The organism is Nocardia acidivorans NBRC 108247 (genome assembly GCF_001625085.1).
GTDB classification, from domain to species: Bacteria; Actinomycetota; Actinomycetes; order Mycobacteriales; family Mycobacteriaceae; genus Nocardia; species Nocardia acidivorans.
Genome location: NZ_BDAW01000031.1, coordinates 25509 through 51603 on the forward strand (window position 1 = coordinate 25509; position 26095 = coordinate 51603).

Here is a 26095-nt window from a genome sequence, read left to right on the forward strand (position 1 = left end):
CATGCGCGATTTCGCCTGCCCACAATGCGGCCAGCGGTTGGCCTTCGAGAATTCGCTCTGCCTGAACTGCGGCAGCGCACTGGGTTTCAGCCTCGCCGACCGGGCGCTGCTGGTGCTGGCCCGGAACGGCGACGCGGACCCCGCGGACGGCGTACTGGACGCCGACCGCTACCGGCTCTGCGACAACAGCCATATCGCGCAATGCAATTGGCTGGTCAAGGGATCGGGCCTGTGTGAATCCTGCCGGCTCACCCGCACCCGCCCGTCCGATCGGGACGGTAAATGGCTGCCCGCCTTCGCCGAGGCCGAGGCCGCCAAACGCCGCCTGGTCATGGAGCTCACCGAACTCGGCCTGCCCATCGTCGACCGGCACACCGATACCGAACACGGCCTGGCCTTCGACCTGCTCGCCAGCTCCGACCAGCAGGTCATGACCGGTCACCAGAACGGCCTCATCACCCTGGACCTGGCCGAGGGCGATGACGTGCACCGCGAACAGCTCCGCGTCGAGATGGCCGAGCCCTACCGCACCCTGCTCGGCCACTTCCGGCACGAGATCGGCCACTACTACTATCCGGTCCTGGTCACCGCGGCCGAATCAGACCGGGCCCGAACCCTTTTCGGTGATCCCCTGACCGATTATCAACAGGCCCTGGACCGGCACTATCGGGTCGGTCCGCCACCCGGCTGGGAGTCCGACCACGTCTCCTCCTACGCCACCATGCATCCGGCCGAGGACTGGGCCGAAACCTTCGCCCACTACCTGCACATCCGCGACACCCTCGACACCGCCGCGTCCTTCGGCTTCGCCCCGGCGGGCGCGACCATGGACCGCCCGCAACTGGGCCGCTCCGGTTTCGACCGCATCATCGAACTCTGGCTGCCGCTGGCCTGGTCGCTCAATATGGTCAACCGCTCGATGGGCCACCCGGATCTCTACCCCTTCGTCCTGGCCGATCCGGTCCTGGAGAAGATGCGCTTCATCCACGAACTGTGTTCCGCGGCTTAGCTATTCGGGATGGGCCGTCAGCTCCATCACGGTGTACGCCCCCACGCCGGGCTTGTACGACTCGGGCACCACATTGTCCATGCGCAGCCGGAACACCCCGTCCACGGTGTCGTCCACCATGATCCGCCACTCCCAGTCGCCCGCGTAGGTCGCTGCCAGTTCGACCTGCGCGCCCGGATTCGCCGTACCCGTCAACACGGAGGGCCCCGGCTTCTGATGCCAGGTGTCACTCCACAGCGCCCGGGCCTTGCCGTCCTCGTCCGCACCGACGACCAGCAGTCCCTGCTGCGGCCCGTCCGCCGGATGGCTCCAGGTGTATCCGATCGACGTCAGATTCCCGCCCGCCCCGGTGGTGACCGTCACGGTCGCGGCGGAAGTCTCCATGGTGTCGGTGGACATCAGCCGAAAATCGTTCGCCCCGGTCCATTGCCCGAGCGCATTCGCCAGCATCGCCATGCGGCCGACAGTAGCGGCGCACCTGGATTCCGGCACCGTATTGCCACGCTGTAAACTCTGATCATCATGCAGCGGGCAAGCCTTCTCCTCGGCCGCCGCGGCGGGGTCTGATACGGACCGGCTCCCGTCGCGGGTGTTCGTCGTGCCGGTCTACCCCATACCTGGGATCCAGCCACACTCTCGGAGATAAATCGCCATGTCACCCGCTGATGCCTTCGTATCCGGTTCGCGCACGGTCAACGTGCCGTCCAAGCCTGCTCCCGCGGATCAGCCCGCCTGGAACACGCAGAAGAACTCCTCCATGCCGACCTTTCGGTACCGGCCGTTCGCCGAGGAGGTCGAGCCCGTCACGCTGGCCGACCGCACCTGGCCGGACAAGGTCATCGACCGCGCCCCGCAGTGGTGTGCGGTGGATCTGCGGGACGGCAATCAGGCCCTGATCGATCCGATGAGCCCGGCCCGCAAGCGCCGCATGTTCGACCTGCTGGTGCGGATGGGCTACAAGGAGATCGAGGTCGGCTTCCCGGCCGCCAGCCAGACCGATTTCGACTTCGTCCGCGAGATCATCGAGGACGGCGCGATTCCGGACGATGTCACCATCCAGGTGCTGACCCAGTCCCGGCCCGAGCTGATCGAGCGCACCTTCGAGGCCTGCGCGGGCGCACCCCATGCCATCGTGCACTTCTACAACTCGACCTCGATTCTGCAGCGCCGCGTGGTGTTCCGCGCAGACCGCGAGGCCGTCAAGAAGATCGCCACCGACGCCGCCACGCTGTGCCTGGAGATCGAGAAGAAGTACCCGGACACCCACTGGCGCTACGAGTACAGCCCCGAGTCGTACACCGGCACCGAGCTGGACTACGCCCTGGACGTCTGCGACGCCGTCTCCGCGATCATCGCGCCGACGCCGGACAAGCCGCTGATCATCAACCTGCCCGCGACCGTGGAGATGGCGACCCCGAACGTCTACGCCGACTCCATCGAGTGGATGAGCCGGAATCTGGCCCGCCGCGATTCGATCGTGCTGTCGCTGCATCCGCACAATGACCGCGGCACCGCGGTGGCCGCCGCCGAATTGGGCTACCAGGCCGGTGCGGATCGCATCGAGGGCTGCCTGTTCGGCAATGGCGAGCGCACCGGCAATGTCTGCCTGGTGACCCTGGGGATGAATCTGTTCTCGCGCGGTGTGGATCCGCAGATCGACTTCAGCAATATCGACGAGATCCGCCGCACGGTCGAATACTGCAACCAGCTGCCGGTGGCCGAGCGCCACCCCTACGGCGGCGATCTGGTCTACACCGCGTTCTCGGGTTCGCATCAGGACGCCATCAACAAGGGCCTGGACGCCATGAAGGCCGCGGCCGACGCCGCGGATTCCGATGTGGCCGATATGACCTGGGCGGTCCCGTACCTGCCCATCGATCCGAAGGATGTCGGCCGCACGTACGAGGCTGTCATCCGGGTGAATTCGCAGTCCGGCAAGGGCGGCGTCGCCTACATCATGAAGACCGATCACGGGCTGGTGCTGCCGCGCCGCCTGCAGATCGAGTTCTCGCAGGCCGTGCAGAAGATCACCGACGGTGAGGGCGGCGAGGTCACCCCGAAGGAGATGTGGGACGTCTTCTCCGAGGAGTACCTGACCCCGATCGTGCCGCTGGAGCGCATCCGCCAGAAGGTCACCGCCTCCGAATTGGACGGCGGCGTCGACCATATCGAGGCCGTGGTCAAGGTGGACGGCGTCGAGCAGGCCATCTCCGGTGAGGGCAATGGCCCGCTCGCCTCCTTCGTGGACGCGCTGGCCACCATCGGGTACGACGTGCGCGTCCTGGACTACAGCGAGCACGCCATGTCCTCCGGTGATGACGCGCAGGCCGCCGCCTACGTCGAATGCGCCATCGGCGACAAGGTCACCTGGGGCGTCGGCATCGCCACCTCGATCACCACCGCTTCGCTGCGCGCGGTCGTCTCGGCTGTCAACCGAGCGGCCCGCGGCAACTGATCCAACCCCTCGGGTGCCCGGGTTTCGCGAACGAGACGACTGATTTCGTGAGGCCCGGGTAACTCATGGGGTACGCCCGGAATCGGTTCGGCAGCGACCGCAGGCACGCGTGCGAGATGGTTAACGGCACTCAGCCGTGCGCTGAAGTCTCGGGGAGGCGGATTTGCGGGGCAGTTGCGCGAGGGTGCGAAGGGTTACCAGGGCCGGGTAGGAGAGCGTCGGGAATGCTAGCGTGGGAGCCGCATTAGCGCCGAGCTCTCTGTTCGAGCTGTCGAGCAGATGGGGGACACGTGACTACGAACGACCAGAATTCGACCTCGCAGGCCGCGGCCGGGCTACCGGTGGACGCCGACGAACTCGAGGACGAGCGACCCTCGTCCCGCGAGGGCGCTCCGGAGCCGGATCAGGCCGTCGAGGCCGAGTCCGCCGCCGAGGGTGAGCAGGGGCCCGGATTCTTCCCGCCGGTACCGGACTCGATCGAGCAGACCGTCTTCCATCCCGAAGCCGCGGGACCGTATGGTCAGGGACCGAATCCCTTTGCGCCGGGCGGCTTCCCGCCCGCGGGCCCGTACGGCGCACCGCCCCAGGGCGGTCCGAACGGACCGTTCGACGGACAGGGGCCGTTCCCGGGCGGTCCGTTCCAGCACGGTCAGCAGGGTTTTCCGCCGCCCGGAAACTACTCCGCACCCGATTCCGGCCAGTTCGCGCCGCCGCCGAATTCCGGTGCGCCGGGCGCGTTTCCGGGCCAGGACGGTCCCTACGGTGAGGTGCGCGACGAGACCCCGTACGGCGAGATCCGGCAGGAAATCGGCAGTGACGGCATGGTTCGCCGAGTGTTTCCCGACCAGTCCGGCCAGCCGGGTCAGCCCGGACCGCAGGAGCCGGGCGGTGCGCCCGGTCAGTTCGGGCAGCCCGGTCAGTTCGCGCCCGCCAATGATCAACCCGGCGGCCCGATCTACAGCTGGTCCCCGCCGCCCGCCCAGCCCCCGCAGCAGCCGATGCAGCAGCCCGGCTTCGCGCCGCAGGGCTGGAATGGTCAGCCGCAGCAGGGTTTTCCGCAGCAGCACGGCGGCTACCAGCAGCAGCCGCCGCCGGGGCACTCGGTCAATGACCTGAACCTGTTGCGCCGGGCGCGACGCGCACCGCGCAGCGGTTGGCGGCGCGCGGTGCACAAGGCTTCCGGCGGTGTGATCAACCCGGGTGAGTCGCCCGCGGATCTGATGCACGCGCAGCTGGTGGATCGGGTGAACCAGCCGGTGCGCGGCGATTACCGGATCGCCATCCTCTCGCTCAAGGGCGGTGTCGGAAAGACCACCACCACCGTCGGTTTGGGCTCCACCTTCGCCTCCGAGCGCGGTGACCGGGTCATCGCCATCGATGCCAATCCCGACCTGGGCACCCTCGCCCACCGGGTGCCGCGGCAGACCCGCTCCACGGTGCGAAATCTGTTGGAGGACACCCACATCACCCGCTACTCCGATGTGCGCGCGCATACCTCCCAGGCCCCGAGTCGCCTGGAAGTGCTTGCCAGCGAACAGGATCCGGCGGTGTCGGAGGCGTTCAGCGAGGCCGATTACCGTAAGGCGATCGGTATCCTGCAGCAGTTCTACAACATCATCCTCACCGACTGCGGCACCGGTCTGATGCATTCGGCCATGTCCGGCGTCCTGGATATGGCGAGTTCGCTGGTGCTGGTCACCTCGCCCGCCATCGACGGCGCCCGCAGTGCCTCGGCCACCCTGGACTGGCTCGATCACCATGGCTATCACAAGCTGGTGGAGCGAACCGTGGTGGTGGTCAACGCCTCTCGCAAGGGTTCCTCCACCGTGGACCTGGATCAGCTGCGCAAACTGTTCCTGGACCGCACCCGCGCGGTGCAGGTGGTGCCGTTCGACGATCACCTGGCCGAAGGCGCGGAGATCGATCTGGAGCTGGTCTCCAAGCCGACCCGGCGCGCACTGCTGGAGCTCGCCGCCATGGTCGCCGACGATTTCGGCTATCACGCTGCGCAGCAGGGCTACCCGCGACAGCACTAGGCACGGCAACCCCGAGAACGAACGAACGCCCCGCGGCGACCACCGCGGGGCGTTTCGCGTATCAGCGCATCAGCCGTGCACCAGCGGAGCCAATGCCCGCCCGGCCAGCTCCACGGTCCCCGGCTCATGCCCGTTGGTGACGAGATTGACGATGAGCCCGTCGATTCCGTGATCGAGTACCCGCGATTGCAACTGCTCGGCCACCTCATCGGGGGTGCCCGCGAACTGCCGGTCCGCCGGGGTCTGTCGCAGCGCCGCCACCGGCAATGCCGAGAGATCGGTGATCCCTTGCCGCGCAAGCATATCCGCCTGCGCCTTGCGGGCCCGGTCGCCGTCCTCGTCGACGATGACGAAGGCCAGGAAACTGGTCTCCAGGCTCGCGCGATCGCGTCCCGCCTCATCCAGCCGGGCGTGCAGCGCGTCCAGTTTGCGCGGCAGTTCCGAGGCATTGCAGATGATATTGAGATGGTCGGCGAACCGCGCGGCCAGCGCGAACGTCTTCTTCTCCCCGCCGCCGCCGAGCATGACCGGCAGATCATCGCGCACGCGCGGCTCGTTCATGGCGTCCTTCGTGTGATACCAGCGCCCGTCGAAGGTGGAATGCTGTCCGCGCAGCATGGGCGTGATGATCTGCAGCGCTTCCTCGAGTCGTTCGAAACGCTCGGTGAAGGTGCCGAATTCGAATCCGTACGCCTGATGCTCGAGCTCGAACCAGCCCGCGCCGATCCCGAGTACGGCCCGCCCGCTGCTCACCACATCCAGCGTGGTGACGGTCTTGGCGGTGAGTGCCGGATTGCGGTAGGTATTGCCGGTCACCAAGGCGGACAACTGAATTCGTTCGGTCGCCGCCGCCAATCCGGACAGCGCCGTATACGCCTCCAGCATGGGCTGGTCCGGGGTGCCCAGCAGTGGCAACTGGTAGAAGTGGTCCATGACGAAGGCGGCGTCGAACCCCGCCGCCTCGGCCTCGCGGGCCTGCGCGGTGACCGCGGCGAACAACTCGCGCGGCGGCACCCCGTAGCTGAAGTTGGGCATCTGATATCCGAGACGAATGCTCATGCGCTCACGCTATGACCTGGAGTGCGCTCCAAGTCAAGAGTGCAGCGGCGCTAGCCCCGGCGCGGCGACACGTCGCATCGGGGCTAGCGCGTGGCGCGGCGCGCGGCGCGTTCGAAGGCGGCCAGGACGGTGGCAACGGCGGGGCGCTTCTCGGCATGCGGACGCGTGGCCAGATCGTAGAGCCGCGCGGCGCGCACCCCCGCCAGTCGCAGCATCACCACCTCGGCGTGCCGGACCGCGTACCGGGGCATCAGCGCGATGCCGTAACCGGAGGCGACCAGCGCCTCGATCACGGTGAAGTCGTTGAGCCGCTGCGCTATTCGCGGCTGCACGCCGGTCACGGTGGCAATCGAGCGCAGTACGTCGTCCACCGGGAATCCGCCGCGCACACTCAGCCAGGTCTCATCGGACAGTTCGGCGGGTACCACCGCGCCGTGCTTGGCCAGCCGATGCTCGGGTCCCACCACCACGTCGATGGGCTCCCGCATGAGCACCCGCGAGGCCACCCGCGCCCCGCCGAGGGAGGTGGACCGTTCATCCCGATGCGTGAGCACCACGTCGTAATCGGCGAGCAGCCGTGGCACCTGCACCGGTGGCACATCCTCATCGGCCGCGATCATCTCCACCCCGGTCCCGGCCAATTCGGTCAGGACCTGGGGCAGTAGCAGGGCCGCCCCGGAAGGGAACAACGCGACCCGCACCTGTCCGCGCGGTGATCCCCGGTACGAGGCCATCTCAGCGGCCGCCTTCTCCATGGCCGCCAGCACCTCATCGGCCCGCACCACCAGTGCTCGTCCCGCATCGGTCAACCGCACCCGGCGCCCCTCCGGCTCCAGCAGTGCCACCCCGGCTTCGCGGGCGAGCACCTTCAGTTGCTGGGACACCGCGGAGGGCGTCATCGACAGCGCTTCGGCCACGGCGGCGACGGTCCCTCGATCCGCGAGTTCGCGCAACACGCGCAATCGCTCGACCGACATGAGGGGGCCACCGTCCTGCGCAGTCTTCGCCTCCTGCGTGCCCACCGCGTCGCCCCCGGTGGCTGTACCGACCCGGCGGGGTGGGGTGGCGGCCCCGGCTCGGGTGCCGGGATGCGGATCGGGCCCGCTCGGTGGAAGATGCCGGGGACCCATCGGGTCCGGTGCGATGCGCCGGGGTCGCGGGACGGTGCGGGGCGGGGTGGTGTCCGGCTCTTCCGGGTGCGGCATAGATAAGTTCTACTACATCGTTTCTACAGATTTATTCGATTGTTCTTATCTATGGACAACCGCATATTTGCCTCATGACCAATCGTGATCGGCTGCTCGGCCTGGCTGTCGTGGTGTTGTGGGGGCTGAATTTCCTCGCCATTCGGGTGGGCCTCGACCACTTCCGACCCTTCTTCTTCGCCGCCCTGCGCTTCGCGGTGATCGCGGTGCCGGTGCTGATCTTCATCCCGCGCCCGCGGGTGCCGTGGCGGTGGCTGCTGCTGTACGGCGTCGGCTTCGGGATTCTGCAGTTCGCCTTCCTGTTCAGCGCCATGCGCGCCGGGATGCCGACCGGACTGTCCTCGCTGGTGTTGCAGTCCTCGGCGCCGTTCACGGTGCTGCTGGGCGCGGTATTCCTGCGGGAGCGGTTGCGCGGTGTGCGATTGCTCGGCATCGCGGTGGCCATGGCCGGTATGGCGGTGATCGGCTGGGACCGCTCCCATCAGGCCGCGCTGCTGCCGCTGATCCTGACCCTGCTGGCCGGATTGGGCTGGGCCTTCGGCAATCTCGGCTCCCGCATGGCCGCCGCGCACGCCGCGGGGGTCAATCCGCTGCACCTGACGCTGTGGATGACGGTCGTCCCGCCGCTGCCCATGTTCGCGCTCTCCGCCGTCGTCGAGGGCCCGGCCACCGGGCTGCGCGATCTGGCCGACTCGTTCTCCGCGCGCGGCTGGCCCGCCTATGCCGCGCTGGCCTACATCGTGCTGCTGGGCACCATCGCCGGTTCGGGTCTGTGGACCTATCTGATGAGCCGCTATCCGGCGGGCACGGTCGCACCGCTCTCGCTCATGGTGCCGGTGGTCGGGATCGGGGCCTCCTGGGCCTTCCTGCACGAGCATCCGTCGGCCGTCTCCCTGGTCGGCGCGGCCATTGTGATCGCGGGTGCGTTCACCGCCACCTCGGCCCGGGCTGCGAAGTCTGCGAATTCCGCGCCGGAGCCGGTGCCGGCCCCGTCACCTCGACTGATTCCGGCGGAACCGGCCCCGCGCCTGGCCGAGGTATAGCGAACGGTCGGCATACACACATCAAAGATCGACACGAGGTCCGGAAATTGCGACCCTACGGACCCGTGTCCGGTTCCCGCTGCCTAGGATTCCCCCAGGCGTGGGAGGTAGGGAATGACGGGACAGCGTATGTCCGTCACGCGGCGCACGGTGCTGCGTGGGGCGGTCGCGGCGAGTGCTCTGGCGAGTACGGCCGCGACCCTGCGACCCACCCCCGCGGCGGCCGATCCGGGCCGCACCGTCGTGGTGCTCGGCGGCGGGGTCGCCGGACTCACCGCGGCGCACGAACTGGCCGAACGCGGCTTCGATGTCACCGTGTACGAGCGCCGGGCGCTGGGTGGCAAAGCCCGCAGCATTCCGGTGCCGGGCACCGGGCGCGACGGTCGCCCGGAATTGATGGGCGAACACGGTTTTCGCTTCTTCCCCGGCTTCTACCGGCACATTCCCGACACCATGCGGCGAATTCCGTTCGCGGGCAATGCCAATGGGGTCTGGGACAATCTGATCGCCGCCCCCGAGGCGCGCTTCTCCCGCCGCGACGCCGATGATGTGATCCTGCCGCTGGGCCGCGCGGGCCGGGTCTGGGCCACCCCCGACGATTTCCGCGAGACCGTCGGATCGGCCATCGCCACCAGCACCAAGATGTCCGAGGCCGACGCCCTGTACTTCGCCAATCGCCTGCTGGTCTTCAACACCAGCTGTGATGCCCGGCGATATGGCCAGTGGGACAAGGTTTCCTGGCGGGACTATGTCGGCGCGGGCCGTCGCTCCACCGAATTCCGCATGCTGCTCTCGCGCACGCTGACCACCCTGCTGGTGGCGGCCAAGGACGATCTGGCCAGCACCCTGACCATCGGCAATATGGGTGAGCAGTTCCTCGGCAATCCCTTCGAGGTCGCGAACGACGGTGCGCTGGACCGGCTGTTGAACGGCGCCACCAATGAGGCGTGGATCGATCCGTGGGTGGCGCGGCTGCGCGAGCTCGGCGTGAAATTCGCCACCGGTGAGGTGCGCGGCCTGGATATCGCCGACGGCCGCATCACCGCCGCGCGCATTGTCGACGGTGCCGGCGCGGCACGGCAGATCGAGGCCGACTATTTCGTCTCCGCCGTCCCCACCGAGGTGGCGCGCACCCTGTGGTCACCCGAAATCCTTTCCCGCCGACCGGATTTGGCGGGCATGAATCAGCTCATGGTGGATTGGATGACCGGTATCCAGTTCTTCCTGAAGCGCGAGACGAATATCGCGCGCGGTCATGTCGCCTATGTGGATTCACCGTGGTCGCTGACCTCCATCGCGCAGAACCAGTTCTGGGCGCGCACCCCGATCACCGGCTTCGGCGACGGCACCGTGCGGGACTGCCTGTCGGTGGACATCTCCGATTGGAACACCCCCGGCATCCTCTATGGCAAACCCGCCAAGGAGTGCACCCACGATGAGATCGCCCGCGAGGTATGGGCGCAGCTCAAAGCGCATTTGAACGATCAGCGCGAACTGCTCGCCGATGCGGATCTGCACTCCTGGTTCCTGGACACCGGCATCACCTGGGATGCGGGCGCCAAGCGCAATGCCAATGCCGATCCGCTGCTGATCAATACCGCGGGCTCCTGGGCGCTGCGCCCGGAGTCGCATCGCGCCGAGCTCGAAAACCTGTTCCTGGCAGGCGATTACGTGCGCACCAAGGTGGATCTGGCCACCATGGAGGGCGCGTCGGAGGCCGCGCGCACCGCGGTGAACGCACTGCTGGAGGTGTCCGGTTCGAACGCCCCGCGCTGTCAGCTGTTCACGCTCTACCGCGCCACCGAACTGGAACCGTTCCGGCAGTTGGACATCGCGCGTTTCAAGGCCGGTCAGCCCAACCTCTTCGACGGCCCGCTCTAGGGAGATACCGCACAATCCACTGGCGCAGCGGCCCGGTTCGAGCGTTGAATCGAATCATGAGCGAGATCGTGGATCAGGCCGAACTACGCGCCCTGCTGGGTGATCCGTCACCCCGGGCCATCGCCAAGGAGCGCGTCGCACTCCATGCCCGCGACAAGGAGTGGATCTCCCTCTCTCCCTTCGTGGTGCTGGCCACCAGTGACGCCGACGGCAATTGCGATGCCTCGCCCAAGGGCGATCCGGCCGGTTTCGTTCATGTGCTGGACGACCACACCCTCGCGATTCCCGAGCGCCCGGGCAATCGCCGTGCGGACGGCTACCTCAATATTCTGAGCAATCCGCGTGTGGGCGTGATCTTCCTGATTCCCGGCCGCGGGGAAACCCTGCGTATCAACGGCAAAGCCCGGCTGGTGCGGGACGCGCCGTACTTCGACGACATGGTGGTGAAGGGGCACCGTCCGATCCTGGCCGTCGAGGTCCAGGTCGAGCAGATCTTCCTGCACTGCGCCAAGGCATTCCTGCGCAGCGGCCTGTGGAACCCCGAGCAATGGCCGGTCGACACGCTGCCGAATCAGGCTCGGCTGGTGAAGGAATTGCAACCCGAGAGCACCGAGACCGTCGAACAATTGGAGAAGCACTACTCGCACACCTACGAGGAGCTGCTCTACAAGTCCTGAGTGTCGATGCCGCCTGCGCATCAACCCGCTCGCACCAATAAACTCGCGGCGTGGCAGACATCTCGGTACGCGGACAGCTGGCGCTGCGGGCGGCGACGGCGGCGTCATGGGCGTCGCGGCGCGCGGGGCGCGGCAATGGTTCGATGATCGGCGGCCTGATCGCGCTGAAGATCGATCCGACGATCATGACCCAGCTGGGGCGGGGCCGGCGCACGGTGCTGGTCACCGGCACCAATGGCAAATCGACCACCACCCGGATGACCACCGCCGCACTGCAGACCCTCGGCGCGGTCGCCACCCAGGCCGACGGCGCGAATATGGATGCCGGAATCGTGGCCGCGCTCACCGCGAATCGCACCGCGCGCCTGGCCGCCATCGAGGTGGACGAATTGCATCTGCCGCATGTGGCCGATGCGCTCGAACCCGCCGCGGTGGTGCTGCTCAATCTCTCCCGCGATCAGCTGGACCGGGTCGGCGAGATCAATATGATCGAGCGCCGCCTGCGCGCCGGTATGGCCCGGCACCCGAATGCCGTGCTGATCGCCAACTGTGACGATGTGCTGGTCACCTCCATCGCCTACGACCATCCCAATGTGGTGTGGGTGTCCGCCGGGAGCGGCTGGTCGGTGGACGCCACCAGCTGCCCGCGCAGCGGTGAGCCCATCCTGTGGGAGGGCGAGCACTGGTACAGCACCGGAGCCGATTTCCGGCGCCCGGAGCCGCGGTGGCGGGTGGACGAGCACACCGTCTACGGCCCCGACGGACTGGAATTGCCGCTCGCCCTTGCTCTTCCGGGGCGTGCCAATCGCGGTAACGCCGCGCAGGCGGTGGCCGCCGCCGTCGCCATTGGCGCCGACGCGGCCGCCGCGGCGAAGGCCACCGGCACCGTCACCGAGATCGCGGGCCGCTATCGCACGGTCGAGGTGCACGGGCATTCCGCGCGCCTGCTGCTGGCCAAGAATCCGGCCGGCTGGCAGGAGGCGCTGTCCATGATCGACTCCGCCGCAACGGGTTTGGTCATCGCAGTGAACGGCCAGGTGCCCGACGGCGAGGATCTTTCCTGGCTGTGGGATGTGCGCTTCGAACATTTCGAGGGCACCCAGGTGGTGGCCGCGGGGGAGCGGGCCACCGATCTCGCGGTGCGCCTGACCTACGCCGGTGTCGAGCACATCACCGTCGCGGATCCCTTGCGCGCCATCGCATCCTGCCCGCCCGGCCGGGTCGAGGTGCTCGCCAACTACACGGCCTTCCGTGATCTGAACCGAGACCTCGAAGAGAAGGCGCGGGCATGACCGACTCGACCGTACGCATCGGCCTCATCCTCCCGGACGTGATGGGCACCTACGGTGACGGCGGCAATGCCGTGGTCATCCGCCAGCGCCTGCGCATGCGCGGCCATGCCGCCGAGATCGTGGAGATCAATCTGTCGGATCCGGTCCCGGATTCGCTGGACATCTATCTGCTCGGCGGTGCGGAGGATTCGGCGCAGCGGCTGGCCACCCGGCACCTGCAGCGCTATCCCGGTCTGCAGCAGGCGGCCGGGCGCGGTACCCCGGTGCTGGCCATCTGCGCCGCCATCCAGGTGCTGGGCCACTGGTACGAGACCTCCTCGGGTGAACGGGTCGACGGCGTCGGCCTCTTCGACGTCACCACCTCCCCGCAGGACAGGCGGGCCATCGGCGAGGTGGCCACCCAGCCGCTGCTGCCGGGCCTCACCCAGGCCCTCACCGGTTTCGAAAACCACCGTGGCGGAACGAAACTCGGCGGCGACGCGAGTGGGCTGGCCCGGGTGACCAAGGGCGTCGGCAATGGTGTCGGCGATGGTCTCGAGGGCGTGGTGCAGGGTTCGGTGCTGGGCACCTATATGCACGGTCCCGCGCTGGCCCGCAATCCCGAACTCGCCGACTACCTGATCAAGAAGATCCTGGGCGTGGATTCGCTGTCCCCCCTGGATCTTCCGGAGGTCGACCGGTTGCGGCGCGAGCGCCTGCGCGCCTGACCGGGCGCGGCTTGTACCACGTCGCAACCGCGACACATAGCCGACACGCATGACCATTCTCGTGGCGCACGACGAATGTGTTGTTGCGCGGCCGACCGACCGGTAATCTCGCGCGCGGCCTACTTGATGAGGGAGGTGGCCGGTTGCGCAGGCGCGCCATGTTCAAGGCCGCGGGTGCCGCGGCTCTGCTCGCGGGCATGGGTTCGGGTGCCGCCGCGCGCGGTGCCGGATCCGCTTCGGCCAATCCGGTGTGGAACGCGCTGTTCCAGGCGTGGGTGCCGGAGATCTTCGCGCCGCTGCCGGATCCGCCCGAGCACACCGAGGCGATCGTCATCGGCTCCGGCTTCGGCGCGGCCGTGACCGCACTGCGACTGGCCCAGGCGGGCATCGCCAATACCGTGCTCGAGCGCGGATCGCGCTGGCCCAATGATCCCAATCGGGAGATCTTCACCGGCGACGATCTCCCCGACGGCCGCGGCTTCTGGCATCGCTCCAGCTTCACCGGCGTCACCAAGGTGCCGATGACCTTCGCCGATTTCGGCGGCGTGCTGGATATCACCGAATTCGGCGGTATCGATGTGTGGCGCGGAGCCGCGGTGGGCGGCGGATCGATCGTCTTCACCGGGGCCATGGTCGCGCCGCCGCGCAATATCTTCGATTCGCTCTACGGCGGTATCGCCGACTACGACGAACTCGATCGCGTCTACTACCCGCGGGTGCGGGAGATGCTGCGGCTGAGCCCCATGCCCGCCGATATCTACAACTCCGCGCCCTTCTCGCATTCGCGGGTATGGGACCGGCAGGTGCGGACGGCGGGTTATGAACCGCTGCCCAATGATTCGATCTTCAACTGGGATGTGCTGCGCGCCGAACTCGCGGGTGCCTCGCGCGCCTCGGCGACCGCCGCGCGCAGTAATCTCGGCAACTCCAATGGCGCCAAGTTCGATCTGAATCAGAACTATCTGCGCTACGCCGAGGGCACCGGCCGCACCGGCATCTTCCCCGGGCACCGGGTGGACGCCATCGGCCAGGACGGCGGCGGCAAATTCGTGGTCTCGGTGACCAAACTGGCCCCGACCGGTGAAGTGCTGGCCACCCGCACCCTCACCTGTGATCGGCTGTTCCTCGGCGCGGGCTCGATCGGCACCTCCGAACTGCTGGTGCGCGCCCAGGCCACCGGCACCCTGCCCAATCTCAATGAGCACATCGGCGACGGCTGGGGCACCAATGGCGATGCGGTGCTGGCGCGCAGCGTCACCGAGCCGACCCTCACCGGCGGCGGCGTGCCCAGCGCCAGCCGTATCCACGATGCGTCCGGTATGCCGCTGACGCTCGAAAACTGGTTCGTACCGGGCATTCCGGTGGACACCCTGGCCATCGCCTCGCTCGGTATCGCGCTCGATCCGACCCGCGCCCGCTTCGGCTATGACCGCGCCCGCAATACCGTCGGCCTGAATTGGCCGCGCGCGGCACAGGATCAGGTGGTCGCGGCCTGCCGCGCGGTGGACCGGCGCATCGCGGGCAGTTCCAACTCCTCGGTCGACTACTCAGTGATCGGGTACGACGCCAATGCCGCCTTCACCGCGCATCCGCTCGGCGGCGCGGTCTACGGCCGGGCGACCGATGCGTACGGTCGCGTGCACGGCCACCCCGGTCTGTACGTGATGGACGGCGCGGGTATTCCGGGCAGTACCGCCACGGTGAATCCGTCGCTCACCATCACCGCTCTCGCCGAACGCAATATCGAGGCGATTATCGGCGCGGGCCGCTGACCGTATTGCCCGGGGCCGGAATCCGGGCGGATTCGGCCTCGGCAATTACGCTGGCGCGAGACCGTTCGATGAGGAAGGGGCCGGCGTGAGCGACAGCGCACCGGAGGCGGGGGAGTTCGGGCGGCGCCCATCCGCCCTGTGGACCGATCTGTTCATGCTCGCACTGGCCGTGGTGTCGGTGGCGCTGGTGGTCTGGGTGACGTTCTTCGACGTCTCGGACCACACCTTCCGGGTGATCCGCGTACTGGACTACAGCATCTGCGCGATCTTCCTGGTCGAATTCCTGTGGCGCTGGCGGCGCGAGGCCTGGAGCTGGACGTTCCCGTTCATCTACTGGTACGAGGTACTGGGCATGATCCCGGTGACCAGCCCGTTCTTCCGCGGCTTCCGGCTGCTGCGGATCGTGGTGATCGCGGTCCGGCTGGGCCGGGTCGCCGATCGCGCTCTCGGCGAGCGGGTGACCGCGGCGATCGTGAACCGTTCGGTGGGCGCCATTGTCGAGGCGGTCAAGCGCCCGGTGACCATGGCGGTGCTGGACGAGGTCGGCGAGGTGTTGCGCACCGGTCACTACACCCGCAATATCGCCAATGCCCTGGAGGAGAACCGGGGTGAGCTCGATCAGATGATGCTCGAACTCATTCGCCAGGATCCGGCGCTGGGCCGGGTGCGCTATCTCCCGTTCCACGAGGACATCATTCGCGGTATCGCCGATGCCAGCTTCCGCCTGGTCTTCCAGGTGCTGGCCGATCCGCGCACCGATGAGCTGGTGGCGGATGTGTTGCGGGAGAACATCGATCAGATGCGCGATGCGGTGCGGGCCGGGGTGCGGGTTCCGGAGTCGGTGAATCACCGGATCCCGCAATAGTTCCCGGTCAGATGCCGTGCCGAATGCCGTCCCGCTTCTGCGCGTAGCGCACGGTCTCCCAGGCGATCATGGCCAGCAGCACCGCGCAGAGGATGCCGAGCGCTGCGAGCGCGGGCAGCGTGGTGGCCAGCGGAATAAGTGCCAGCAGCGCCACCGAGGCCACCACGCGCGGAATCAGCCATTTATGTGTCGCGTAGTACCGGAAACCCACCAGCGCCAGCAGATAGGCCACCGCGCCCCCGTACAGGGCGTACAGCGGTATCCCGTACAGCTTGTCCTCGAGCGAATGTCCTTGCGCCCCGCCGACATAGCCGAGCACCTTCTTCAATCCCAGTGACATGGCCACGATTCCGGCGATCATCGGGAAGTGCCAGTAGGTGTAGCAGCCGCGCGCGATCTGCACCCGCCGTTCGCCCTTGGCGTGTTCCATCTCGTGCTCGACCACCAGCGCCGCGACATCGAAGTACGCCCACCACATGAGTCCGGCGATCGCGAGCCCGAGCAGCGATCCGAGGGTGATGGCCCAGGAGATCGGCAGTCCGGCCACGCCCACGCCGATCGAGACGATGGATTCGCCCAGCGCGATAATGATGATCAGCCCGTAGCGTTCGGCAAAGTGCTTGGCGGAGTTGAGCACCCAGTCGTTTCCGGAGAATCCGGTCCACAGCATCTCCCCGGCGAGCGCGGCCAGCCAGAGCAGAATCTGCCAGTCGCCGTGACTGCGCACCCCGGCCAGCAACAGGATCGCGCTGATGGTGAGCGAGCCGGCGGCCCAGCGGATCACCTGTCCGCGCAGTTTCTCGTCCTCGGCGCTGGCCATCCAGAACACCCACAGGTGCACGAAGCGCGCGATGAGATAGGCGACCACGAAGACCAGCGGTCCGTACCAGCCGCCCGGAAGATCATGGAAGGCTTCGGGAATGGTGAGCGCGATGACGAAGGCCGCGCCCATGGCCACGAAGATGGCCACCCGCGCGATGCCCTCATCGGCCTTGACGACATTGCCGAGCCAGGAGTAGCCGATCCACATCCACCACAGCAGCATGAGGATGACCAGGGCGCGCAGCAGATTCACCGCGGTGGTCTCGTGGGCCGCCAGATCGGTGACCATGGTGAACGCGAAGACGATCACGAGGTCGAAGAAGAGTTCCAGCTGGGTGACCGAGGCGTCCCGCGCCACCGGCATTATTCGCTTACGTTGCGCACCAGGCATGCTGGACATACTGCCAGGACGGACCTCCGGTTACGCGGTACCGAATCCGGGTTCGAGCCTGCCGCCGTAGTGCAGTGGCTGCGAATAGCTGGTGGGTTCGTATCCGGTGGTCGGTTCGGCGTACGGCGCCTGCTCCGCTTCGCCGATATCGCCGAGTCCTTCGACGCCGGTGACCGATTCGACGAAGGCGATGAAGTTCTCGATGGCGGCCTCGCCCTCGCGGCGCGCGGTGCGCTTGAGTAGCATGCCCGGCGCGGGAATCGGCAGGTAGAGCTCGGTGTGGTACCAGATCTCGGTACCGCCGTCCTCGGTTTCGGTGAGGTCGAACCAGCCCTGGCCGCCGGCGCCGGCACTGGATTCGGAGACCTTCCAGGCGACGCGGTTCTCGGTGCAGGTGTACTCGACGACCTGTCGGTCGGGGCGGCCCATGAGCGTGGCGGAGACGTAGGCCCGTTTGGGGCGGCCCATTTTGTCGCGGGTGGCGACCCGGACGTCCTGGTGCGAGGGGGACCAGTCAGGCAGTTGCTCGACCATGAGCAACGCCTCCATCACCTGATCTGGATCGATGTCGATGATGAAGCGGTGATCAGTTTTCGTGCGCATTACCTACCCTCCAGCTTGGGCACCGATTGTGACCAGCGTCGCTCTCCGAGTCAACTGCCTCGCAGACCGTCTGGTCCTTTCTGTGCCGCCGGAATTGTGAATGTCACTGCCTAGCAATGGAATCGGAACGTACCCGCCGGTAAGTTCCGTTTACCGCTTTAGTGACCCATGCCACACCAACTTCCCCTCTCGGGGCCGCCGGAGGCTGCCCGGTAGTCTTGTGGGTCGGTAGCAGCAGTTTGTCGATCTTGGAGGATTCCCGCAGTGGCTCTCGTCGTCCAGAAGTACGGAGGATCCTCGGTCGCCACCGCCGAGCGCATCCGCAGGGTCGCCGAGCGAATTGTCGAGACGAAGAAGCAGGGCCACGATGTCGTGGTCGTCTGCTCCGCCATGGGCGATACCACCGACGAGCTACTCGATCTGGCCCAGCAGGTGGCCCCCGCGCCGCCCGCCCGCGAAATGGACATGCTGCTCACCTCGGGTGAGCGCATCTCCAATGCGCTGGTGGCCATGGCCATTCACTCGCTCGGCGCGGAGGCCCGGTCCTTCACCGGTTCCCAGGCCGGCGTCATCACCACCGGTACGCACGGCAATGCCAAGATCATCGATGTGGCTCCGGGCCGGGTGCAGAACGCGCTCGCCGAGGGCACCATCGTGCTGGTCGCGGGCTTCCAGGGGGTGAGCCAGGACAGTAAGGACGTCACCACGCTGGGCCGCGGCGGCTCCGATACCACCGCCGTCGCCCTGGCCGCCGCCCTCAATGCCGATGTCTGCGAGATCTACACCGATGTGGACGGCGTCTTCTCCGCCGACCCGCGCATCGTCGCCGATGCCCAGAAGCTGGACACCGTCTCCTATGAGGAGATGTTGGAGATGGCCGCCTGTGGCTCGAAAGTTCTGATGCTGCGCTGCGTCGAGTACGCGCGCCGCTACAACGTGCCGGTTCATGTGCGTTCGTCGTACACCGACAAGACCGGCACCCTGATTTCCGGATCGATGGAGGACATCCCGTTGGAGCAGGCAATTCTCACGGGCGTCGCGCACGACCGCAGCGAGGCCAAGGTGACCGTGGTGGGCATTCCGGATAAGCCGGGCTACGCCGCCAAGGTGTTCCGGGCCGTCGCGGATGCCGAGATCAATATCGACATGGTGTTGCAGAACATCTCGAAGGTGGAGACGGGCAAGACCGACATCACCTTCACCCTGCCCAAGCTGGACGGGCCGCGCGCGGTCGAACTGCTCACCAAGGCGCAGGGCGAGATCGGTTTCTCGCAGGTGGTCTACGACGATTTCGTCGGCAAGGTCTCGCTGGTCGGCGCGGGAATGAAATCGCATCCGGGCGTCACCGCCACCTTCTGCGAATCGCTCGCCGAGGCCGGTATCAATATCGATCTCATCTCCACCTCCGAGATCCGAATCTCGGTGCTGGTCAAGGACACTGATCTGGACGAGGCCGTCAAGGTGCTGCACCAGGCGTTCGACCTGGGCGGCGACGAGGTGGCGGTCGTGCACGGCGGAACGGGGCGCTGATCATGGGTGTACGGGTAGGAGTCGTCGGCGCGACCGGTCAGGTCGGCGCGGTCATGCGAAAGCTGCTGGAGGAGCGCGACTTCCCGGCCGATGAGGTGCGGTTCTTCGCGTCCGCGCGCTCGGCCGGTAAGACGCTGCCGTTCCGCGGTAAGGACATTGTCGTCGAGGACACCGAGACCGCCGATCCGACCGGTCTCGATATCGCGCTGTTCTCCGCCGGCGCCACCATGTCCCGCGTGCAGGCCCCGCGCTTCGCGGCCGCCGGTGTCACGGTCATCGACAATTCCTCGGCCTGGCGCAAGGATCCCGAGGTGCCGCTGGTGGTCTCGGAGGTGAATCCGGAGGCCACCCGCAACCTGGTCAAGGGCATTATCGCCAATCCGAACTGCACCACTATGGCGGCGATGCCGGTGCTGAAGGTGCTGCACGATCAGGCCGGTCTGCGGCGGCTCATCGTCTCCAGCTACCAGGCGGTGTCGGGCAGTGGCCTGGCCGGTGTCGAAGAGTTGGTCACCCAGGTGCGCGCGGTCATCGACGATGCCGAGAAGCTGGTGCACGACGGTTCGGCCGTGGATTTCCCGGCGCCGAACAAGTACGTCGCGCCCATCGCCTTCGATGTGATCCCGCTGGCGGGCTCGCTGGTGGACGACGGCTCCGAGGAGACCGACGAGGATCAGAAGCTGCGCAACGAGTCTCGCAAGATTCTCGGCCTGCCCGACCTGCTGGTCAGCGGCACCTGCGTGCGCGTGCCGGTCTTCACCGGCCACTCGCTCTCGATCAATGCCGAGTTCGCCGAACCGATTTCGGTCGAGACCGCCAAGAAGCTGCTGGCCAACGCCCCCGGCGTGAAGCTGGTCGACGTCCCCACCCCCCTGGCCGCCGCCGGTATCGACGAATCCCTGGTCGGCCGCATCCGCCAGGATCCGGGCGTGCCGGACGGTCGCGGCCTGGCGCTGTTCATCTCCGGTGACAACCTGCGCAAGGGCGCCGCCCTGAATACCATTCAGATCGCGGAAGTTCTGCTCGCGGACCGCTAGTCGCGACACACGATTGGGCCGTTCGATCCACTTCGGATCGAACGGCCCAATCGTCTTTCTCACATGCTTCGACTTCGTGGATGGACAGTCATCTCATCCATTGTCGCCAAAAGTGTTGCGCTGTAAGTAAATTCGACTGACAGACCGTTTGTTCCCAGGTATCCTGCAACGTGTGTCCGTACGGACTGCGCGGTGTCTAGGGGGATTCATGCGTGAACTTGGTTGCGGATCTGGCTCGCTGTCGACGGTGGAGTGCTGAGTTTGCCCCGGCCGGTGCCGACTTCGGTATGCCACTTCACGCACATCGACCACATCCGCACGGTTGTCCAAGGGGGCTTGCTCGCGGACACGTTTGCTCAGCGGATCGGTTGTATCAAGCGTGAGGCAGGGAATCGGGACATCAAGAGGAAGCGTCGAACCCGTGTGGTGCCGATCGGTAAGCGAGGCGTTGTCGCTGATTACGTGCCCTTCTATTTCGCGCCGCGGAGCCCGATGATGTACTCGATCCACAGGCGAAACGTCGAGACGTACGACGGCGACGAGCATGATCTTGTGTATCTCCGGACAACAGTGGAGGATTTGGTCGCTCATGAGCTGGATCCGGTGTTCACTGATCGCAATGCCGCGCTCGGGTTCTGTCGGTTCTCGCAGGATGTAGCGGACCTCGACACGATGATCGACTGGCCGCTTATGTGTGAGCGTGTCTGGAAGAACACGGAGGCTGATCGGCAACGCGTCGAGCGAAGGATGGCCGAGTGTCTCGTCTACGGGCAAGTACCCTGGTCGGTCATCCGGCAAGTCGTCGTTTACGGTGAGCGTCACGCTCAGATGCTGCGGGGTAGCCTCGTTGGTGGACCACGTGTTTCTGTCATACCTGACTGGTATTTCTAGCGTATGGAGTCGTTCGCCGTGATCACTCAGGCCACAGGCAACCTGCTCCACGCCGATACGGTTGCTTTGGTCAACACTGTCAACACTGTCGGCGTTATGGGCAAAGGTATCGCGCTGCAGTTTCGGCGCGCTTACCCCCAGATGTTCGAGGAATATCAAAAGGCCTGCGCGCGAGGCCAAGTGCAGATAGGCCGAATGCACGTATGGGAGACGGGGATGTTGGAGGGCCCCCGTTACATCATCAACTTCCCTACCAAGCGGCACTGGCGCGCAGGTTCCAAGCTGGAGGATGTGCGGGCGGGGCTCACGGCTCTGGTCGCGGTCATCAGAGATCTTGATATCGAGTCGATCGCGATCCCGCCGCTCGGCTGCGGGAACGGCGGCCTCGAGTGGTCCGAAGTCGAGCCACTTCTGGTATCCGCCCTGAGCCCGCTCCCTGATCTCGATGCTCGCATCTACCCACCGGTCGGTACTCCACCCGCTGGTGAAATGCCGAATGCAACGCCCCGTCCAGACATGACGGTTGGCCGTGCCGCACTGGTTGAACTCTTGACTCGCTACCTCCGCAATGCGTTGGAGGCGACTCCACTCGAGATTCAGAAGCTGATGTATTTCCTGCAGGTGGTCGGTGAGCCGCTCGGGCTCGAGTTCACCAAGGGCCGTTACGGGCCCTATGCCGACAGTCTTCGCCGTGTTCTCAACCTGGTAGAAGGCCATTTTCTCACGGGTTACGGTGACGGGTCGGCGCGCACGCTGGAGGCATCCTCTGTGCGCCCGCTTCCCGGAGCAGCTGAACAGGCTGCTCGGGTGCTGGCTGACGAGCCCGCAACAAGACAGCGAATTGCGCTGGTGGACAACATCACCGACGGGTTCGAGTCGATGTACGGCATGGAACTGCTCGCTACGGTGCACTGGCTGACTGTTCATGATGTCGGGGCGGCCGAAACCTGGCAGCGCACAGCTGAGCTGGTGCGCGAATGGACGCCGCGTAAGGCTGAGATGTTCACAGACGATCATGTTCGAACCGCCTGGAATCGGCTTCGTGACCACGATCTGGTCTCCCCCACTACGACAATCGACTCGGTATTGCACGATGAGGGGGAGATATCCTCGGCGCGAATGGTGGTGTCCGAGCGGGTCAGTCGTAACGAGCTTGGTTCGAGGCTCGTGGAAGCCATCACGGATTCGGGCTACGCCTGGACCGAGATCGCGGTGATCACGGCGACCTTGGACGAGGCCGAGTACCTGCAGCAAGTCCTCGACTACGCATCCATACCGACGCTTTCGCTGGAGAAGTTCGACGGAACACCTCAGAACGCGGTCAAGGTAGGCACTGTCCGCCGCGCCAAAGGCGTGGAATTTGCTGCGGTCTTTCATCCGACCTTGTTGGTCGGCAGTGCTGGTGCGGACGCTGGCGACGGGCAAGCAACCGCGGAACTCGCTGCCCGTCAGGCGTGGGTTGCCATGACCCGCGCACGGGATTACCTCTGGGTGGGGTTGATTGAGGAATGAGTACGCAACTGAAAACGAGCCGTTCGATCCGCTTCGGATTGAACGGCTCGTTTTTCATATTCGGCGCCGCTTCAGTCCGTCCAGAGTTCCGCGCACGGTAGTGGCGGAAGATGATCTACCGCAGTGTCCTCTTCGGTGGTAGCCGATGGCTCGATGGTGACTTCGATACTGTGCGGACGCAAGTGCGCCGCGAGCCGTTCGGCTATTGCCCGGCCGGCTCGGTAGTCGAGCACCATGCCGCCCGGAAAGCGCAGGCGCACATGGACTTCGCGCGTTTGCGGTGCGGCGGTCATGTGCCACCTCTTGTCGTCGGATTGGTGCCAACGGTCCGTAGTAAACGTTAAACACAGAAAAATTGCGGTGCAATAAGAAAAATACATGTTCCATACTGTGCGCCGTAAGCTCGCCCGGTCTGGAATCCTTGTCCGCAGATCCCACTGGGAAGGAGAAGGGCATGGTAGGAATCGGCGAAACAAGCGGGCGGTGACGGCCGGGAAAGCCGATCAGGCAGAAGGAGTTTGACCCGGTGGCCGAAAGTACCCTAGGGGCACGGGTAGCTGAGTTGCGGCGGCGGCGGGGACTATCGCAGAAAGAGTTGGGCGCAGCCATCAGGCGCTCGGAAAGCTGGGTGTCGCAGGTCGAGCGCGATGTACTGCCGGTCGAGAGACTGTCGGTACTGCAACGACTGGCCGACGTCCTCGGAGTCGCGGTGCGAGACCTGAGACCCGAGGCGGCCGAACCGATGGCCGCCGATCGCGGTGACGGCCATCGACCCGGATCCGCCGTTTTCGAACAACTGCGACTGTTGCTCACCGGACATCCCGCACTGGAGCAACTCCTCGGTGACGAGGCCGATCGCGAGTCGGCCGACGAGTTGCCGGGACTACAGGAACGAGTCGATCTGGCATGGCAGCTGGCACACGAGTCGCGGCTCGTGGAGGTCGGCAGCGCACTGCTGGAATTGATTCCGGATCTCGAACACGCGGCGCGGACCACCTCCGCGAAACGGCCGGAGGTGTTGACACTGCTGTCACGCGCCTACCAGGTGGCCGCCGCCGCATTCACCCGTCAGGAGGAAGTGGACGCGGCCTGGGTAGCCGCCGATCGGGCGCTCACCGCGGCCGAGGAATCCGGTGACGCGCTCGGCGTCGTGGCCGGAACCTACCGGATGGCACAGGCTTTCCTGCGACTACAACGGCTGGAACAGGCCGAGCAGGCGGCTCGGGTCTCGGTGACGGCGCTCGCGCCGCAGATCGCCGATACCGAGCGGGTGCGTCCGGAAGTACTGTCGCTCTACGGCTCTCTGCAGCTCATGCTGGCGGTGATCGCGGCGACCGATGGCAATCGGACGGCCGCGCGCACCGGACTGGCCGCCGCGCGCACCGCCGCGCAGCGACTCGGTGAGGGCCGCAATGATTTCGACACCGAATTCGGCCCGACCAGTGTGGCCGTGCACGCGGTCGCGGTGGCCGTCGAATTGGGTGATGCGGGTGAGGCGCTCGATACCGCGGCCTCGGTGGACGCCGCGGTGCTCTCACCCGAACGGCAGGCGCGTTTCCTGGTCGACGTGGCTCGCGCGCACGCGCAGCGGCGGCAGGCGCAGGATGCGCTGGGGGCCTTGCTCAATGCCGAGCGGCTGGCTCCGGAGCTGGTGCACCATGATCCGCGCGCCCGGGAGGTGGTGCGCGACCTACTCCAGTTCGCGGGCCGCAGACCGGCCGATGATCTGCGGGAGCTGGCGGGCCGCGCCGCCGTCACGCCCTAGTGCATTCCGTGGGCTCGGGGACCCACGGAATGCCGCAACGGGCGGCTCAGCGGATACCGGGGGTGCGTGGATCCGCGCCGACGCATGCCAGTAGCGCACAGCCGGGCGGTGCGTCGCTGAACGGTGGAGCGAGGGGAGTATTCAAGCAGGACAGCACATTACAGCCCGGATAGGCGTCCGGGCCGAGCCCGAATACGGCGAGCGCGATATCGGCGTCGAAGTACTTGGAGGCATCGAACCGCAGCGGTGGTTGGACGAACTGCCCCGGATCGGGCACCGGGGGATCGTCGAAGGCGGCGAACAGCTGCCGGAAGAACTCGTGCGACACCTCCATGCCGTACTGCAGGATTCCGCTCGGACCCTGATCGGTGTGCACGCCGAAGACGCCGGTCCACACCACCAGCAGATCCAGGCTGGGGATGACGAACACGTGCTGGAGCCCCAGCCCGGACATGGAAAAGGTGTCGGCGGGCAGGAATTCGGGGTTCTCGGCGCAGTCCGGGCCGAGCCAGAACAGGTAGCCGTAGCAGCCGTTGGTGGCCGAGGAGCTGGTGGCGCGGGTCAGATACGCCCGTGACACGACCTCGCGGCCCTGCCATCGGCCCTGATTCGCGACCAGCAGCCCGAGCCGGGCCAGATCATCGGGCGGGATCATCAGATGCGCGTAGCCGTAGGTGTGCCCGGAGCGGTCCCGTGCCCAGTAGTAGTCGCCGCGCTCGATGCCTATGGGCCCGAACAGCTCTCGCTGCGCGAACTCCTGCAGCGGTTCGCCGATGGCCAGCTCCAGCACATAGGAGAGCAGGTCCACATTGCGCTGGCTGTAGGAGAATGCGGTTCCGGGCGGATTGTCGAATGGCACGCCGAGCGCCTGCACCGCGCTGAACGGGTCGACGGGAATGACGCCGGTGAGGCCTTCGGTGACCAATCCGATGCGCAATCCGGAGGTTTCGGTGAGCAGATCCTCGACGGTGATGGCGCGATGTCCGGGATCGCCGACGCCCGGCGGCAGATAGCGATCGATGGGCGTGTCGATATCGAGTTTGCCTTCATCCCAGGCGATTCCGGCGAGTAGCGAAACAATGCTCTTGGTGACGCTCCAGACATTCCATGGAATTTGTCCGGTTTGTGAGTTTTGTGGGCCTTCGCCGATGAGGCAATTGTGTCGGAAAACTTGCACATTCAATCGATTCCGGCCGGCCGCGAAGTTCAACGCGTCGTGCAATCGCCCACTATCCAACCCCGCCTGTTCCGGTGCGGCCCGTTCGAATTCCCGGCCGTCCGGTTGCGCGCACCGAATTTCCCCCGCCGGTATCGACTCCGGCCGTGCCTGCGCCACCCCGCCGCCGAAGATCATTACCGCCAGCACCATCGCGCCGAGCAGCCCCCTGCGCATGCGCACCATGCGTTTCAGGCTAACCGCCGGACCGGACCCGATACGGCGAAACGCCGCCGGGAAAGGGGGGAGTCCCGGCGGCGTCGCTCGCAGCGGTGCCGCGAAGCAGCGTCGACGCCCAACAAGCGCCTCTCGGCGGGTGGTCGCTCG

General features: G+C 66.4%; 22 protein-coding genes. 15 read left to right on the forward strand and 7 right to left on the reverse strand.

The window, feature by feature from the left end:
• Window position 1: 1 nt before the first annotated feature.
• Window positions 2–1009, forward strand: coding sequence for a zinc-binding metallopeptidase family protein (locus tag NA10_RS17995; protein WP_067569513.1), 1008 nt, complete (start codon window positions 2–4; stop codon window positions 1007–1009).
• Here NA10_RS17995 and NA10_RS18000 read toward each other — a convergent pair whose 3' ends face one another.
• Complete coding sequence (locus tag NA10_RS18000; protein WP_157556597.1) at window positions 1010–1465, reverse strand: hypothetical protein; 456 nt, start codon at window positions 1463–1465, stop codon at window positions 1010–1012.
• Between the two features lie 196 nt (window positions 1466–1661).
• Here NA10_RS18000 and leuA point away from each other — a divergent pair, with 196 nt between their 5' ends.
• Window positions 1662–3464: a 2-isopropylmalate synthase gene (gene leuA / locus NA10_RS18005; protein WP_067569319.1), complete on the forward strand. Its 1803-nt coding sequence runs from the start codon at window positions 1662–1664 to the stop codon at window positions 3462–3464.
• 290 nt (window positions 3465–3754) lie between these two features.
• Complete coding sequence (locus tag NA10_RS18010) at window positions 3755–5500, forward strand: nucleotide-binding protein (RefSeq protein WP_245677588.1); 1746 nt, start codon at window positions 3755–3757, stop codon at window positions 5498–5500.
• Between the two features lie 69 nt (window positions 5501–5569).
• Here the strand turns inward: NA10_RS18010 and NA10_RS18015 are convergent, their stop codons facing one another.
• Window positions 5570–6559 carry an LLM class F420-dependent oxidoreductase gene (locus tag NA10_RS18015; RefSeq protein ID WP_067569322.1) on the reverse strand — a complete coding sequence of 330 codons (990 nt, stop codon included), beginning with the start codon at window positions 6557–6559 and terminating at the stop codon, window positions 5570–5572.
• An 83-nt stretch (window positions 6560–6642) separates the two neighbouring features.
• Window positions 6643–7536 carry a LysR family transcriptional regulator gene (locus NA10_RS18020; protein WP_067569522.1) on the reverse strand — a complete coding sequence of 298 codons (894 nt, stop codon included), beginning with the start codon at window positions 7534–7536 and terminating at the stop codon, window positions 6643–6645.
• Between the two features lie 302 nt (window positions 7537–7838).
• On the opposite strand from NA10_RS18020, the gene NA10_RS18025 reads away from it, so the two are divergent.
• The 7 genes from NA10_RS18025 (at window position 7839) to NA10_RS18055 (ending at window position 16001) form a co-directional block, all read left to right on the forward strand.
• Window positions 7839–8807 carry an EamA family transporter gene (locus NA10_RS18025; RefSeq protein WP_067569325.1) on the forward strand — a complete coding sequence of 323 codons (969 nt, stop codon included), beginning with the start codon at window positions 7839–7841 and terminating at the stop codon, window positions 8805–8807.
• A gap of 114 nt (window positions 8808–8921) precedes the next feature.
• Complete coding sequence (locus tag NA10_RS18030) at window positions 8922–10688, forward strand: hydroxysqualene dehydroxylase (RefSeq protein ID WP_067569328.1); 1767 nt, start codon at window positions 8922–8924, stop codon at window positions 10686–10688.
• A gap of 56 nt (window positions 10689–10744) precedes the next feature.
• Window positions 10745–11365 carry a pyridoxamine 5'-phosphate oxidase family protein gene (locus tag NA10_RS18035; RefSeq protein WP_067569331.1) on the forward strand — a complete coding sequence of 207 codons (621 nt, stop codon included), beginning with the start codon at window positions 10745–10747 and terminating at the stop codon, window positions 11363–11365.
• 50 nt (window positions 11366–11415) lie between these two features.
• Window positions 11416–12657, forward strand: a complete 1242-nt coding sequence (locus tag NA10_RS18040; RefSeq protein ID WP_067569334.1) for a Mur ligase family protein — start codon at window positions 11416–11418, stop codon at window positions 12655–12657.
• The gene (locus tag NA10_RS18045; protein ID WP_067569337.1) at window positions 12654–13364 is read left to right on the forward strand and encodes a type 1 glutamine amidotransferase; all 711 of its coding nucleotides are present in this window, start codon (window positions 12654–12656) and stop codon (window positions 13362–13364) included. The genes NA10_RS18040 and NA10_RS18045 overlap by 4 nt, the downstream gene beginning before the upstream one ends.
• A gap of 143 nt (window positions 13365–13507) precedes the next feature.
• Window positions 13508–15136, forward strand: a complete 1629-nt coding sequence (locus tag NA10_RS18050) for a GMC oxidoreductase (RefSeq protein WP_067569340.1) — start codon at window positions 13508–13510, stop codon at window positions 15134–15136.
• Window positions 15137–15221: 85 nt separating this feature from the next.
• Entirely contained in the window at window positions 15222–16001 is a 780-nt protein-coding gene (locus NA10_RS18055) for a hypothetical protein (RefSeq protein ID WP_067569343.1), read from the forward strand.
• Window positions 16002–16008: 7 nt separating this feature from the next.
• Here NA10_RS18055 and NA10_RS18060 read toward each other — a convergent pair whose 3' ends face one another.
• Together NA10_RS18060 and NA10_RS18065 are read right to left on the reverse strand one after the other, a co-directional pair.
• On the reverse strand, window positions 16009–17214 hold the full coding sequence (locus NA10_RS18060) for a low temperature requirement protein A (RefSeq protein ID WP_067569525.1): 1206 nt from the start codon (window positions 17212–17214) through the stop codon (window positions 16009–16011).
• Window positions 17215–17244: 30 nt separating this feature from the next.
• Window positions 17245–17817, reverse strand: a complete 573-nt coding sequence (locus NA10_RS18065) for an SRPBCC family protein (RefSeq protein WP_067569346.1) — start codon at window positions 17815–17817, stop codon at window positions 17245–17247.
• A 264-nt stretch (window positions 17818–18081) separates the two neighbouring features.
• Here NA10_RS18065 and NA10_RS18070 point away from each other — a divergent pair, with 264 nt between their 5' ends.
• The 4 genes from NA10_RS18070 to darG all read left to right on the forward strand — a co-directional run bounded on the left by NA10_RS18070 (window position 18082) and on the right by darG (window position 22787).
• Complete coding sequence (locus tag NA10_RS18070) at window positions 18082–19347, forward strand: aspartate kinase (protein WP_067569349.1); 1266 nt, start codon at window positions 18082–18084, stop codon at window positions 19345–19347.
• A gap of 2 nt (window positions 19348–19349) precedes the next feature.
• Entirely contained in the window at window positions 19350–20384 is a 1035-nt protein-coding gene (locus NA10_RS18075; RefSeq protein ID WP_067569352.1) for an aspartate-semialdehyde dehydrogenase, read from the forward strand.
• Between the two features lie 252 nt (window positions 20385–20636).
• A complete protein-coding gene (gene darT / locus NA10_RS18080; RefSeq protein ID WP_169812600.1) occupies window positions 20637–21275 on the forward strand; it encodes a type II toxin-antitoxin system toxin DNA ADP-ribosyl transferase DarT in 639 nt (212 codons plus the stop codon).
• 3 nt (window positions 21276–21278) lie between these two features.
• Complete coding sequence (darG, locus tag NA10_RS18085; protein WP_067569358.1) at window positions 21279–22787, forward strand: type II toxin-antitoxin system antitoxin DNA ADP-ribosyl glycohydrolase DarG; 1509 nt, start codon at window positions 21279–21281, stop codon at window positions 22785–22787.
• 71 nt (window positions 22788–22858) lie between these two features.
• Here the strand turns inward: darG and NA10_RS18090 are convergent, their stop codons facing one another.
• Complete coding sequence (locus NA10_RS18090) at window positions 22859–23080, reverse strand: hypothetical protein (RefSeq protein ID WP_067569361.1); 222 nt, start codon at window positions 23078–23080, stop codon at window positions 22859–22861.
• Window positions 23081–23313: 233 nt separating this feature from the next.
• On the opposite strand from NA10_RS18090, the gene NA10_RS18095 reads away from it, so the two are divergent.
• A complete protein-coding gene (locus NA10_RS18095) occupies window positions 23314–24552 on the forward strand; it encodes a helix-turn-helix domain-containing protein (RefSeq protein ID WP_067569364.1) in 1239 nt (412 codons plus the stop codon).
• Between the two features lie 46 nt (window positions 24553–24598).
• On the opposite strand, the gene NA10_RS18100 is transcribed toward NA10_RS18095, so the two are convergent.
• Complete coding sequence (locus NA10_RS18100; RefSeq protein ID WP_067569367.1) at window positions 24599–25954, reverse strand: serine hydrolase domain-containing protein; 1356 nt, start codon at window positions 25952–25954, stop codon at window positions 24599–24601.
• Window positions 25955–26095 lie beyond the last annotated feature (141 nt).